Annotated in this window: 12 protein-coding genes; 2 read left to right on the forward strand and 10 right to left on the reverse strand. The window is 70.2% G+C overall.

Annotated features, from left to right (window positions below):
• Positions 1-54: 54 nt before the first annotated feature.
• A complete protein-coding gene (locus FWJ47_RS00830; RefSeq protein WP_147102969.1) occupies positions 55-1113 on the reverse strand; it encodes a siderophore ABC transporter substrate-binding protein in 1059 nt (352 codons plus the stop codon).
• A gap of 160 nt (positions 1114-1273) precedes the next feature.
• On the opposite strand from FWJ47_RS00830, the gene FWJ47_RS00835 reads away from it, so the two are divergent.
• On the forward strand, positions 1274-2533 hold the full coding sequence (locus FWJ47_RS00835) for a THUMP-like domain-containing protein (RefSeq protein WP_147102971.1): 1260 nt from the start codon (positions 1274-1276) through the stop codon (positions 2531-2533).
• 66 nt (positions 2534-2599) lie between these two features.
• On the opposite strand, the gene FWJ47_RS00840 is transcribed toward FWJ47_RS00835, so the two are convergent.
• The 6 genes from FWJ47_RS00840 to FWJ47_RS00865 form a co-directional block, all read right to left on the reverse strand.
• Positions 2600-3262, reverse strand: coding sequence for a copper resistance CopC family protein (locus tag FWJ47_RS00840; protein WP_147102974.1), 663 nt, complete (start codon positions 3260-3262; stop codon positions 2600-2602).
• A gap of 78 nt (positions 3263-3340) precedes the next feature.
• Positions 3341-3958, reverse strand: a complete 618-nt coding sequence (locus tag FWJ47_RS00845; protein ID WP_147102976.1) for a hypothetical protein — start codon at positions 3956-3958, stop codon at positions 3341-3343.
• A gap of 67 nt (positions 3959-4025) precedes the next feature.
• On the reverse strand, positions 4026-5567 hold the full coding sequence (locus FWJ47_RS00850; protein WP_147102977.1) for an MFS transporter: 1542 nt from the start codon (positions 5565-5567) through the stop codon (positions 4026-4028).
• A 166-nt stretch (positions 5568-5733) separates the two neighbouring features.
• Positions 5734-6648 carry a cation diffusion facilitator family transporter gene (locus tag FWJ47_RS00855; protein WP_147102979.1) on the reverse strand — a complete coding sequence of 305 codons (915 nt, stop codon included), beginning with the start codon at positions 6646-6648 and terminating at the stop codon, positions 5734-5736.
• 78 nt (positions 6649-6726) lie between these two features.
• Positions 6727-8502, reverse strand: a complete 1776-nt coding sequence (locus FWJ47_RS00860; RefSeq protein WP_246126105.1) for a glycoside hydrolase family 3 N-terminal domain-containing protein — start codon at positions 8500-8502, stop codon at positions 6727-6729.
• Between the two features lie 120 nt (positions 8503-8622).
• Positions 8623-8853: a hypothetical protein gene (locus tag FWJ47_RS00865; RefSeq protein ID WP_147102981.1), complete on the reverse strand. Its 231-nt coding sequence runs from the start codon at positions 8851-8853 to the stop codon at positions 8623-8625.
• Between the two features lie 105 nt (positions 8854-8958).
• On the opposite strand from FWJ47_RS00865, the gene FWJ47_RS00870 reads away from it, so the two are divergent.
• Positions 8959-10119 carry a glutamate--cysteine ligase gene (locus FWJ47_RS00870; RefSeq protein ID WP_147102983.1) on the forward strand — a complete coding sequence of 387 codons (1161 nt, stop codon included), beginning with the start codon at positions 8959-8961 and terminating at the stop codon, positions 10117-10119.
• A 16-nt stretch (positions 10120-10135) separates the two neighbouring features.
• On the opposite strand, the gene tsaD is transcribed toward FWJ47_RS00870, so the two are convergent.
• The 3 genes from tsaD to tsaB are packed head-to-tail and all read right to left on the reverse strand — an operon-like array spanning position 10136 to position 12428.
• Entirely contained in the window at positions 10136-11215 is a 1080-nt protein-coding gene (gene tsaD, locus FWJ47_RS00875; protein WP_147102986.1) for a tRNA (adenosine(37)-N6)-threonylcarbamoyltransferase complex transferase subunit TsaD, read from the reverse strand.
• Positions 11212-11760, reverse strand: a complete 549-nt coding sequence (rimI, locus tag FWJ47_RS00880) for a ribosomal protein S18-alanine N-acetyltransferase (protein ID WP_147102988.1) — start codon at positions 11758-11760, stop codon at positions 11212-11214. Before rimI ends, tsaD begins: the two co-directional genes overlap by 4 nt.
• Positions 11757-12428, reverse strand: coding sequence for a tRNA (adenosine(37)-N6)-threonylcarbamoyltransferase complex dimerization subunit type 1 TsaB (tsaB, locus tag FWJ47_RS00885; protein WP_147102990.1), 672 nt, complete (start codon positions 12426-12428; stop codon positions 11757-11759). Before tsaB ends, rimI begins: the two co-directional genes overlap by 4 nt.
• Positions 12429-12444: the final 16 nt, after the last annotated feature.

The raw sequence follows: 12444 nt of genomic DNA on the forward strand, positions 1-12444 counted from the left end.
TGAGCCGGAGCGGGGCGCCGTGATCAGGCCACCGCTAGGTGCCCTGAAGGCTCATCACTCGGCAGCCTCCAGGGCGTCGGCGAAGTCGTTGAGGAACTCGGTGTAGGCCTGGATGTCCTCGGTGATGTACATGCTCTGCGGCATGTAGATGATCTGATCCTGCTCGATCGCGGCGGTCTCCTGCAGGGCCGGGGAGTCAGCGATGAGCTCCTCGGCCGCGGTGTACTCAGGGTCATTGGGGTTCATGCCGTCGCGGTCCAGAACAATGATCCACTCGGGGTCGGCGTCGGCGATGGCCTCCACAGAGATGTCGTCGCCCTCGTGGTCGCTGGACTCGTCATCGACCTCCAGGGCCGGCTCCAGATCGAACTCCTGGAAGATCTCGGCCACGGCACGGCCTTCGTTGGGGCCGGCGTAGTTGATGTCACCGCCGGAGGTCAGCAGTCCCATCACGGTGTCCTCGCCGTTGTACGCGGCCTCGACCCGCTCGATGGCCTCGTCGAGGTCAGCGATGAGGTCATCGGCCTCCTCCTCGGCGCCGAAGATGAGGCCGACGTTCTCGGCCTGCTCCCGCAGCCCGTCGAAGAAGGTCTCAGGGTCGGAGACGGACTCGTTCCACTCGAGGATGGTGCCGCCCTCAGGCATCAGGTCAGCCATCTCATCGTAGTACTGGGAGTAGCGCTGGCCGGTGATGACCAGATCAGGCTCTGCTGCGGCGAAGACCTCGAAGTCGGGCTCCTGGTGGTTGCCGGTGTCAAGGATGTCCTCGTCCTCGGCGTAGATCTCGTGCACGTGGGGCTGCATCAGGCCGCGGGCGGCGACGTCCAGCTCCACACCGAGGTCCTCCAGGAGACGGAAGGTGCGGTTGTCGAATGCTCCGATGGAGTCCACCTCGTCGAGGTTGATCTCGTGGGTGCCGTGATCATCCTCGATCTCCACGGTGCCGCCGGCCTCGCCGTTCTCCTCAGCGCCGCTGTCGACGTCGTCGTCGGCCGCGCTGTCATCGCCGCTGTCGCCGCAGGCGGTCAGTGCCAGCGCTGCGACGGCCCCCACGGAGAGCAGCTTGGCCAGCGGGTTCTTCTCGCCCTCGGGTGCTGTGAGTGAGAGAGTCATGGAATGACTACCTTCCTTATCGTTATTCGACTTAGCCTATCCTAAGCTTTGAGTAGCTTAAGGTGCCCGCAGACGGTGAGCAACACACCTCACATTTCGTTACACGAATGTTGCGGAATGTCCGACGAGGGGCTCCAGCCACGCCCGATAACGTGGAGCAGTGTCCTTCACCGCGCTCAAGCCCGTCCTCACACCCGAAGGGTGGGAGCTGCTGAACTCACTTCCTCCCTACGACGCCTCCGCTTCGGCCGAGCTGAACAAGCGCCTGCGCAAGGAGGGCTGGGACCCGGAGACCACGGCGGCGGCACTCACCCAGTCCCAGCTGCGCGCCGAGGCCCGAGGAAAATTCGGGGAGTTTGCGGACCGAATGCTGCTGACCCGCGAAGGCCTGCAGCAGTCCACCCGGCTGCCGGCGGCCGCGCGGCACGCCAGCCGCTTCCGCGACGCCGGGGCCAAGCACGTGGCGGACCTGGGCTGCGGCCTCGGCGGGGACTCCATGGCGTTCGCAGCCGCCGAACTGGCCGTTACCGCGGTGGAGGCCGATGAGACCACCGCCGCAGCCGCCACCATCAACCTGCGCCCCTTCCCGGAGGCCCAGGTGGTCCAGGCGACCGCTGAGGCGTTTCTCGAGACCGCCTCCCGGGTCCGTGGCGTCTGGCTGGACCCTGCCCGGCGGGATGAGAGGCGCGGCCGCTCAGGCGGTTCCGCTGCGCGCCTCTGGGACCCGGAGGAATTCTCGCCCCCGCTGAGCTTCGTCACGGACCTGGCCGCCACCGGTGTGCCCCTGGGGGTGAAGCTGGGCCCAGGCATCCCCCACGAGCTGATCCCTGACGGCTGTGAGGCCGAATGGGTGAGCATCGACGGGGAGCTGGTCGAAGTGGTGCTCTGGTTCAACGACCTCGCCCGCCCCGGCGTCCGCCGGGCCGCGACAGCCCTCAGCACCGGGAATGGAGCCGTGCGGACGGCAGAGCTGACGGCGTCGAGCAGCTTCGGGAAGGGCATTGACCCTGAACCTGCTGGACGGGAGGGCTTCAGCGGGATCCTCTGGGAACCGGACCCGGCGGTGATCCGGGCAGGACTGGTGGCCGAGCTCGCCGAGAAGCTGGGCGCCCATCTGCTGGATGAGCACATCGCCTACCTCTGTGGCAGCGGGGCGCACAACGACGGCGCGCAGCAGCTGGCCCGCGGGCACCGGATACTTGATGTGCAGGAGTTCAAGCCGAAGGCGCTGAAGCGCTGGGCGAGCCAGGAGGGCGTGACCTCCCTGGAGATCAGGAAGCGAGGCGTCGACGTCGTGCCCGAGCAGCTCCGCCGCCAGCTGCTCACCGGAAGGAGGAGGACCAAGGCCCCGGTGCACCGAGACCTGGTCATCACTCGGATCGGCGAGGAGCGGCTGGTCGCCGTCGTCGAGCCCCTCTGAGCCTCGACCGGGTGCACAGGCGGCGAGTTCGGCAGAGAACTCGCCGCCCGGCCCCGGGTCAGGGGGCTACTTCGTGGACGTCCGGTCGCCGGCCTTTAGCTTCTGCCGGATCACCAGTCCAGCACCCACGAGCACGATGAGGACGACCGCTCCGATGATCAGCACGACCGATGCGGCGAGCCCGTCCTCGTCACCGGTCTGCTCGGCGCCATCGGTCTCATCCTCCAGGGCGGGATCGGCCTCCTCAGCCGCGCCCCCGGCCCCGGGCTCTTCCGCCTCGTCGTCGGCCGCAGGCTCATCCTCCCCAGCCGCGTCCTCCTCGGCGTCGACCTCGAAGGTGAAGCCGGCCTCCTCGTCATGGCCGTCGGAGTAGACGACCCGGTAGACGACCTCGTAGTCCCCGTCGGGCAGTCCCTCAGGGAGCTCAGTGCTCATCGTGGAGCCGTCGACCTCAGCGGGCTCCTCGGATGCCCAGTTCTCATCGTCCTCGTCCAGGACCCAGATGTCGTTGGTGACGGTGTCGCCGACGGTCAGCCCGGCCCCGGAGAATTCCAGGATGATCTCCCCGGGCGGCTCCTCCAGCACCTCACCCTCTTCCGGGGTGGAGCCGATGAGGCTGTCATGCGCGTATGCGGGGACTGCGGTCAGCCCGCCGAGGGTCAGCGCTGCCGCGCCGGAGAGCGCAATGAGAGCGGGCAGGCGGGCAGGGGTGTGTGCAGCGGTGCTCATATGAAGAATCCTTAGTCTCGTGAAGTGGTGCCCCAGCGCGCCGCACGAGGGCGCGCGAGGCAGCGGCAGTGGTGCTTGCTACTTCACGGGAGCGGGCGGGCCCCGCACGGTACAGGGCCCCTCCCCGCACCACAGGTCAGCGCGCAGCTGCGGGGCCTCGGGCGCCTGCGGCAGACGTGGGGCGGGCGCGGACGAGACGGCCTGGTCAAGCCCGAGCGCAGCCGGCTCCACGCCGAGCAGCCGGCTGAGTGCGGCGAGGATGAGCTCCCCGCGGCGCAGCACGGCGTAGGTGCCCGCAGCTGCGATCAGGTGCGCAGCCACCATGGTCGCGTCAGTCTGGTGCGCGGCATGATCGGCAGCGCCGGACATCACCGCGACGTGCGGGTGATGAGCGTGCCCCGCCTCTCCTCCGGCGGCCTGCAGGCGGGAGGACTGGGCTGCGGGGAAGAGCGCGAAGAGACCGTGCAGCACCGCCTGGCTGAGAAGCACTGCAGCGGCCAGGCGGAGACGGCTCAGCCGCACGGAGGCGAGCGCGGTGCTGACCGGCACGGCCACCGTCATCGCCAGGAGCACGACGACGGCGTGCGGGCTGTGCTGCCCGGCCGCGGCGTGCGCCAGCACACCGGCACCCACGGCGCTGGCCGCAATGAGCACGCCGCGCAGCATGCTCGAGGCGATGCTCATCTCAGCGGACACGCCTCGGATTCTACTGCGTATGGGTTCAGCCTCATATGCTGACCAGCACCACAGGAGCCCAGGCCTCTCAGGTCCGGTCACGGCGGAGCAGGAAGAAGGCGAGGGCGGCTGTGGCGAGCACCAGCACCGCGGCCAGACCGCCGGCGAGGTTCACCGCGGAGGCGAAGGCCTCCTGGGCGGCCGCCCACAGCTCAGCGCCTGCTCCGCCGCCGACCTCATCGGCGACCACCGAGGCGGAGCTGATCGTCTCGGCGGCCCGGCTCACAGCGCCGTCGGGCAGATCCTCCGGCTCCGCGCCCTCAAGGCTCATCCGATAGCCGGCGGTCAGCACACTGCCCAGCACCGCCACACCCAGTGCGCCGCCGAGCTCATAGGCGGTCTCGGAGATCGCGGAGGCCGCACCTGCACGGGCCGGCGGGGCGGCAGTGAGCACGGCGTCGTTGGTCAGCGTCTCGGTGAGCCCGCTGCCCAGGCCCAGCACCGCAAAGGCGACCAGCGCCAGCACCACACCCTCCTGGGCGGGAAGCTGGGTCACCAGTGCCAGGCCAGCGGCCGAGACCAGCAGGCCGCCGCTGATCACCGTCCGCAGAGCGAACCGCCGGGCGATCGGGATGACGATGAAGCTCGCCAGCACCGAGACCGCCAGGCCCGGCACCAGCACCAGGCTTGCCCTCAGCGGGGACAGCTCGTACCCCGACTGGAGCAGCTGGGTGAGGAAGAACAGGGTCCCCACCAACGAGAAGATCAGCATGAAATTGGTGACGATCCCTGCCCGGAACCTCGGCAGGGAGAAGAGGGAGAGATCCAGCAGCGGGTGGGGCAGTCTCCGCTGCCGCCGGATGAACAGGACCACACCGGCCAGCCCCATGACCAGTGCGGCGACTGCGAGCCCGCTCACCTCCCCGGAGACGAGGCGCTTGGCCCCATAGACGGAGGCGAGCATCGCGGAGAGGGAGAGCAGCACCGAGAGCGGGTCGATGCGCCCAGGGCTGCGATCCTTGGACTCCGCGACCAGCAGCGGCACCGCGACGAGGATCAGGGCCACCACGGGGAGATTGATCAGGAAGACCGAGCCCCAGAAGAAGTGCGCAAGCAGAAGTCCTCCGAGGATCGGCCCGAAGGCCGCCCCGGCGGAGAACGCGGAGGCCCACACGGCAACGGCGACCATGCGCTGGCGATCGTCGGGGAAGAGGCTGCGGATCAGCGACAGCGTGGAGGGCATCAGCGTGGCTCCGGCGACGCCGAGCAGCGCCCGGGCTGCGATGAGCATCTCGGGGCTGGTGCTGAACGCCGCCAGCACGGAGGCCGCACCGAAGGCAGCAGCGCCGACGAGCAGCAGCCGGCGTCGTCCGATCCGGTCACCGATGGATCCCATGGTGATGAGGAAGCCGGCGATGAGGAACCCATAGATGTCCACGATCCACAGCAGCTGCTCGCCGGTGGGCGCGAGATCCGCGGACAGGTGCGGCACGGCGAAGCTCAGCACCGTCATGTCCACTGAGATGAGGATGACGGGGAGCACGAGCGTGGCCAGGCCGAGCCAGGCACGGAGGCCTGCCCGCTCAGCGGGCAGGACAGGTTGGGGATTGGCAGGGGTCTGCGCAGTCATGGCTACCGTTCGCGTGCTGCATGGGACGGCGGGATGCAGTCACACGGTGTGAGGCAGTGGGCCGGCTGGGTCAGATCGCCGGCGGGCTCACCGTCCTTGCGAGAGGGGTCTCCCCTCGCCGGAGATCAGCGTAGCAGAGAAACCGTACGTTCGTAATGTTTGGCTTCTAGGCATGGATGTGGGTCTCTTCGGCGGCGACGTCGCGGGTCTCCAGCTGAAAGGTGGCGTGCTCCACCGCGACGTCGAAGTGCTCAGCCACGCAGGCCTGCAGCTCCGCCAGCTTGGCCGGAGCGCAGCCGTCACGGAAGCAGGCGTCGTCCACCACCACATGCGCGGAGAGCACCGGCAGGCCCGTGGCCACGGTGGAGGCGTGCAGGTCGTGGACCTCCCGCACGTGGTCCAGCGCCAGCATGTGCTCACGCACCGCATCCAGATCCAGGCCGTGGGGGGCGAAGTCCAGCAGCACCCGGGCCGTCTCGATCAGCAGCTTCACCGCCCGCGGAATGATGAGCGCGGCGATCGCCAGAGCCGCCACCGCATCAGCCTGCTGCCAGCCCGTCAGCCAGATGACCACCGCGGCTGCGATCACCGCCACCGAGCCGAGCGCGTCGGCGAGCACCTCCAGAAAGGCCGCCCGCATATTGAAGCTGTCCTTCCGCCCGCTGGACAGCACCGCCAGAGAGATCAGGTTCCCCGCCAGGCCGATGAGGCCGAACACCAGCAGCAGCCCATGCGTCACCTCCGCGGGCGAGGACAGCCGTCCGATGCCCTCCACAAGGGCGTAGCCGCCGATGCCCAGCAGCAGCGCCGCCTGCACGAACCCCGCCAGCACCTCGAGCCGGCGCCACCCCCACGTCCGCTGCGGGCTCGCCGCCCGCTGAACCAGCAGCGCCGCGCACAGCGCTACCAGCAGGCCGAGGCTGTCCGAAGCCGAATGCACCGCATCCGTCAGCAGCGCCAACGATCCCGTCAGCCAAGCGCCCAGCAGCTGTGCGATGACGATCCCGACCGTGATCGCGCAGGCCAGCGCCAGCCGGCCCCTCTGGTCAGCCGGCGCGTGGTGAGAATGAGCATGCCCCATGGCACCATCGTCACCCCCAGGGGCGCCTCCGCGCCATGACGGGACCGCTAGTCAGATGCGTTCTCAAACAAACATGCTCTAACAGGCGGAGCTGCCGGCGTCGTGCTCCCCGACACTGACCGGCAGCCGGCCCGGCGCCGCAGCGCCCTGGATCACCTCAACCAGGGCCGCGAAGCTCTCCGGGCTGCGCCCGTAGAGGCCCAGCTTGGTCTCTGCCTGGGAATCGGCGAGCGCCTCCGGGCGGTCCACGGCCACCACGATGTCGCCGCTGGAGGGGGTGCTCCCGCCCAGCAGGGTCACCAGCGGGCCCCAGCCCACCTGCAGGCCGGCGGCCTCTGCGGCCGCGGTGAAGCGGGCCCGGTCCTGCTCGGTGCCCCCGGCGACCTGCACCGCATCATCCGCCAGCGGAGCCTCGCACTCGCCCTCCACGAGGGTGACCGCCTCCGCGGCCACCTGCTCAGCGGTCGATGACGGCCCCTGATCCCAGAGCGTCCCACCCTCCGGGGCGATCTCCTCCGGCAGCTCGACGTCGGGGCCTGCATCCAGCTCACCGGCGGCCAGGTCCTCCTGCCAGAGGGACAGCGCGACCACCCGCTCGGCAGCCTCACCGAGGCGCTCCTCCTCGACCTCGCCGGATTCGACAGCGTCGATGATCGCCGCATGAGCCCCGGGTGCGCTGGCGGGCATCAGCAGCAGGTCGGCCCCGGCGGCGAGCGCATCCACCACCGCCTGGTCGCCCCCGTAGCTCTGAGCGATCGCCCCCATGTTCATCGCGTCGGTGACGATCACACCCTCGTGCCCCATCTGCCGGACCTCCTCGTAGGCGGCCTCCGACAGCGAGGACGGCACCCCCGGGTCCAGGTCAGGGACCTCGATGTGTCCCATCATCACCATCGGCACCCCCGCGTCGGCGGCCTCGGCGAAGGGGACCCAGTCGCGGCCGCGCAGCTCCTCCACGGTCTGATCCTGCACCGGCAGGGTGTAGTGGGAGTCCTCCGAGACGGAGCCGTGCCCGGGGAAGTGCTTCACCGATCCGGCCAGCCCACCCTCGGCAAGACCCCGGATCCCGCTGAGCGCCAGGTCCGCCGCTGTCCCCGGATCGCTGCTGAAGGAGCGGGAGCCGATGGTCGGGTCGGACGCGCCCACCGTGACATCCGCGTTCGGGGCGAAGCTGATCTGGAAGCCCGTCTCGGCCAGCTCCGCGGCCATCTGCCGGTGCCCGTGGTGCACGGTGCTGGTGTCAGCCTCAGGGGCCGATTCGTCCTCGGACGGCTCTTCCTCCTCAGCGGACCCTGCCCCGTAGGCCATCGGGGCGGGCCACTCGGTCAGCGGGGCGCCGGCCCGGGTCACCAGCCCGCCCTCCTGGTCGATCGAGACCATCGGGGCGGCGGCTCGGTCCTCACCGCCGGCGGAGCGGATCGTCTCCAGCTCCGCGGCAAGGCGGTCGACGTCGACCCCGCCCTCCCCGCGCGGCACGTTGTGGCCCATCACGATCACACCGGCCAGGTGGTGCTCCTCGATCAGCTCGGCCGCCTCAGAGCCGTCCGCATCGGAGTACTCGCCCATGAGCACCTGCCCGGCCCGCTCCTCCAGGCTCATCTCCGCGACGATCCCGGACGCCTGGTCGCGGTGGTCCTCGGACGGGCCGGCAAGCGCCGCGCTCCGGGCCTCGAGGGCCTCCTCCGCGGCTGCGCGCTCCTCCGCCTCCTGCTGCTGGGCGAGCTCATCCTCGGTCGGGCCCTCCTCGCCCGCGGCGCCGTCCGCGCCGGCGTCGTCGGGCTCTCCGTCCCCGCAGGCGGAAAGCAGCAGGGCGCCCAGCAGCGCAGTCCCAAGGAGGCGGCGTCGTAAAATCATCCGGGCCAGGATACGGCCGCAGCCGCCATTCGGTGCTGGATTCTGGCCGCGCTTTGGCCCAATACGGCCCCAACTGCCGCGAAACTCCAGCACCGAACGCTGGGAGGGCTGCGAAAGTGATCAGCCCCGGGCGGCACGCCTGTGGTCCCGTTCGACGAGCACCATGCCCAGCAGAGCGATGACCATCGCCCACAGCGGCAGCAGATCGACGAAGCTCCGCGCACCGGTCGGCTGCTCCCAATGTCCCAGCAGCTGCATCACAGAGCTGATCCCCACATAGACCGCGAGCATCATGACGACGATCCGAAGCGTCCACAGCCGCGTCTTGGTCAGTCTCTTCTCGTCCTCCATTCCTCCAGCCTCTTCACCCCCTGCAGCGGCGTCAAGAGGGCTGTCAGGGGGTTTCCAGCTGGGCGAATAGGCTGGGAGGCTGTTGCCCGACGGTGAGGAGAGCCTGTGGAACTGCCTTTTGCTCAGTCTGAGCGCGGCACGCTTGGGATCGAGTGGGAGCTGGCGCTGGTGGACCGGCAGACCGGTGACCTGCGCAGCGTGGCCCAACGGATCCTGGAGGCCGCCCGCGCGGAGATGCCGGAGCTCTCGGGGGATGACGAGCACCCGTATGTGAAGCAGGAGCTGCTGCTGAACACGGTGGAGCTGGTCACCGATGTGTGCACCACCGTGGACGAGGGCGTGGGGCAGCTGCGGCAGACCGCCCGCAGCGTGATGCGGCACTGCGAGCCGTTGGACGTGGACCTGTACTGCCAGGGATCGCACCCCTTTGCTCCGCCGACCAAGCAGCCGGTGACGGACAAGGAGCGGTACAACGAACTGATCGAGCGGACCCAGTGGTGGGGCCGCCAGATGGTGATCTACGGGGTGCACGTGCACGTGGGCCTGCCGGATGTGAAGTTCGCGATGCCGGCGGTGAACGCCCTGTGCAACTACAACGCGCACTTCCAGGCGCTCTCAGCGTCGTCGCCGTACTGGTCGGGCGAGGACACCGGGTACGCGTCGAACCGGTCGCTGATGTTCCAGCAGCTTCCCACGGCTGGGCAGTCGTACATGTTCGACGAGTGGTCCGGGTACGAGCGGGCCGTCAGCGACCTGATGCACACCGGAGTGGTCGAGGATGTCACCGAGGTGCGCTGGGACGTGCGGGCCGTGCCGCGCCTGGGCACCGTGGAGCTGCGGATCTGCGACGGCGTCGCGACCCTGGAGGAGATCGCCGGACTGGCTGCGCTCACCCAGTGCCTGGTGGAGGAGACTCTCCGGACCCTGGAGGCCGGCGGCTCGGTCACCCCGATGCCGGCCTGGTACATCAAGGAGAACAAGTGGCGGGCCGCCCGGTACGGAATGGATGCGATCATCATCCTCAACGAGGACGGCGACGAGGAGCTGGTGGGCGACCACCTCGCCAAGGAGCTGGACCGCCTCGAGCCGATCGCCGAGGCGCTGGGCTGCGCCGACGAGCTGCGGTACGTGGAGAGGATGGCCCAGCAGGCCGGCTACCAGCGGCAGAAGAAGGTCGCGGAGATGCACGACGGCGACCTCCGCCAGGTGGTGCTGGACTCCGCGGCACGCACCCGCACCAGCATCAACGGCCTAGCCCCTCTGTAGGCGCTCCGGCCCCGGCTCAGACAGTGATGCGGCCGGCAGGGAGGCTTGAGGCGGCGGGGAGGTCCAGGCGTGAGGGGGCGACGCCGGCTGCGACGAGCTCGGCTCCCAGCGCGGCCACCATCGCCCCGTTGTCGGTGCAGAGGCTCACCGGCGGTACGGTCAGGCTGACCCCTGCGGCCTCGCAGCGCTCGGCCAGCAGCTCGCGCAGGCGGCGGTTGGCCGCCACACCCCCGCCCAGCAGCAGGTGCTCGATGCCGTGCTCACCGCAGGCGCGCACCCCCTTCGCGGTGATGACGTCCACCACCGCCTCCTGGAAGCTCGCCGCGATGTCTGCGACAGGGACCGGACGGCCCGCCCGCTCGAACTGCTCCACGGACCGGGCGACAGCCGTCTTCAGCCCGGAGAACGACCAGTTGTGCCGGTGCTTGCCCGGGCTCTCCGCCGAACCGACGAACTTCGGGGCGGTCAGCCCGCGCGGGAAGGTGAACGCCTCCGGACTGCCCTCGGCCGCGGCGGCGTCGATCTTGGGCCCGCCCGGATAGCCCAGCCCCAGCAGGCGCGCGGTCTTGTCATAGGCCTCGCCGGCCGCATCATCGATGGTGGAGCCCAGCAGCTCGACGTCGTCGCTCAGCGAGCCCACCCGCAGCAGCTCGGTGTGCCCGCCCGAGACCAGCAGCGCCCCCGTTCTCGGCGGCAGCTCCGCACCAGCGTCGTCGCCCTCCCCCCGCAGCAGGCCGACCGCGACGTGGGAGACCAGGTGATTCACCCCGTAGAGCGGCTTGTCCAGCGCCATCGCCAGACCCTTGGCCGCGGAGACCCCCACCATCAGGGCCCCGGCCAGGCCGGGCCCGGCCGTCACCGCGACGGCGTCGATGTCCTCCAGCTCGATCTGCGCGGCGTCCAGGGCCCTGCGCAGAGTGGGCCCGAATGCCTCCACATGCGCACGGGCGGCGATCTCCGGGATGACCCCGCCGAACCGAACGTGCTCCTCCATCGAGGAGGCGACCTCATGAGCCAGCAGCTGCCGACCGCGAACGATCCCGACCCCGGTCTCGTCGCAGGAGGTCTCGATTCCCAGCACCAGCGGCTCAGTCATGATCTGCCTCCCACGGGTCCCACAGAGGGTTTCGGCTCCGCAAGCCGCTTGCGCATGATCAGGGCGTCGCCGCCGTCGGGGTAGTAGGCGCGGCGCAGATGGATCTGCTCGAACCCGCTGCGCAGGTAGAGCCGCTGAGCGCCGGGGTTGTCCGCCCGGACCTCCAGGAGCAGGTCCTCAGCCCCGCGGCTCCGGGACTCAGCCTCGATCAGGCCGAGCAGCTGACGGGCCAGCCCCTGGCCCTGGGCCTGAGGCGCGACGGCGAGGGTCTGCACATCGGCCAGGGGCAGCACACACATCATGCCCGCGTAGGCGATGATCTGTCCCTCGTCCTCGGCCGCCCAGTACTTGCGGGTGGCCCGGTGGGCGGGCAGGGTCGGCTCAGCCTGGGCGAGCTCGTCGTAGAAGAAGGCCTCCGGCCACGGGTCGGCGGGGAACAGCTCCCGCTCCAGGGCGAGGACCGCGGGCACGTCCGCCGCGGTCATCCGGCGCAGGGCCACGGGCCGCTCGTCAGCGCCGGCGGTCTGCTGAGGCGCCGCACTCATCCGGACCTCCGCCGGACCTGGGCGGGGACCTTCGCGTCGGACTCCCGGAGGTAGAGCGGCCGCGGCTGGCACAGCACACCCATCAGCTCACCGGCGAGCGCACCCTCGGCCAGGGCCGCCAGCTCAGCAGCGTGCGGAACCCACGAGGCCGCAGCCTCAGAGGGGGCGGTCAGCGCCTCCGGGAAGAGGCTGACGCCGGCGCCGACAGCGGGCAGGTCCGGCAGGTCAGCGGCGGGGCTCACGAAGGGCCCCTCCACCAGGCGGGACCCGTCGTCGTCGTTCTCGTAGCTGGCCCAGTAGACCTCACGGCGCCGCGCATCCGTCACGGCGAGGAACTCACCGGTGACGACCTCCCCCTCGGCCGCACGCAGGGCGAGGGAGTCGAGGCTGCAGACCCCGTGCAGCGGTGCGCCCCATCCGGCGGCGAGCGACTGGGCGAGCGCAATGCCCACGCGCAGCCCGGTGAACGGTCCGGGCCCCACGCCGACGACGACGCCGTCCAGGTCAGCCCCCGCGACGTCTGCCTGCCGCAGAAGCCCCTGCACCGCGGGAGCGAGGACCTCCGTGTGGGTGTTGGTCGCCTCAGTGCTCCACTGGGCCATGACCTCCCCGTCACGGGTCAGGGCCGCCGAGGCGCCGGCGGAGGTATCCAGAGCGAGCAGAAGCACCCCACCAGTCTAAGTC

The sequence above is a fragment of the Nesterenkonia populi genome, from assembly GCF_007994735.1.
In the GTDB taxonomy this organism is placed as follows: domain Bacteria; phylum Actinomycetota; class Actinomycetes; order Actinomycetales; family Micrococcaceae; genus Nesterenkonia; species Nesterenkonia populi.

Excerpts from the sequence above, each read along its gene's own strand:
- FWJ47_RS00855 (WP_147102979.1), bottom strand. The coding sequence starts at position 6,648 with ATGGGGCATGCTCATTCTCACCACGCGCCGGCTGACCAGAGGGGCCGG.
- FWJ47_RS00830 (WP_147102969.1), bottom strand. The coding sequence starts at position 1,113 with ATGACTCTCTCACTCACAGCACCCGAGGGCGAGAAGAACCCGCTGGCC.
- FWJ47_RS00840 (WP_147102974.1), bottom strand. The coding sequence starts at position 3,262 with ATGAGCACCGCTGCACACACCCCTGCCCGCCTGCCCGCTCTCATTGCG.
- FWJ47_RS00865 (WP_147102981.1), bottom strand. The coding sequence starts at position 8,853 with ATGGAGGACGAGAAGAGACTGACCAAGACGCGGCTGTGGACGCTTCGG.
- rimI (WP_147102988.1), bottom strand. The coding sequence starts at position 11,760 with ATGAGTGCGGCGCCTCAGCAGACCGCCGGCGCTGACGAGCGGCCCGTG.
- FWJ47_RS00860 (WP_246126105.1), bottom strand. The coding sequence starts at position 8,502 with ATGATTTTACGACGCCGCCTCCTTGGGACTGCGCTGCTGGGCGCCCTG.
- FWJ47_RS00850 (WP_147102977.1), bottom strand. The coding sequence starts at position 5,567 with ATGACTGCGCAGACCCCTGCCAATCCCCAACCTGTCCTGCCCGCTGAG.
- tsaD (WP_147102986.1), bottom strand. The coding sequence starts at position 11,215 with ATGACTGAGCCGCTGGTGCTGGGAATCGAGACCTCCTGCGACGAGACC.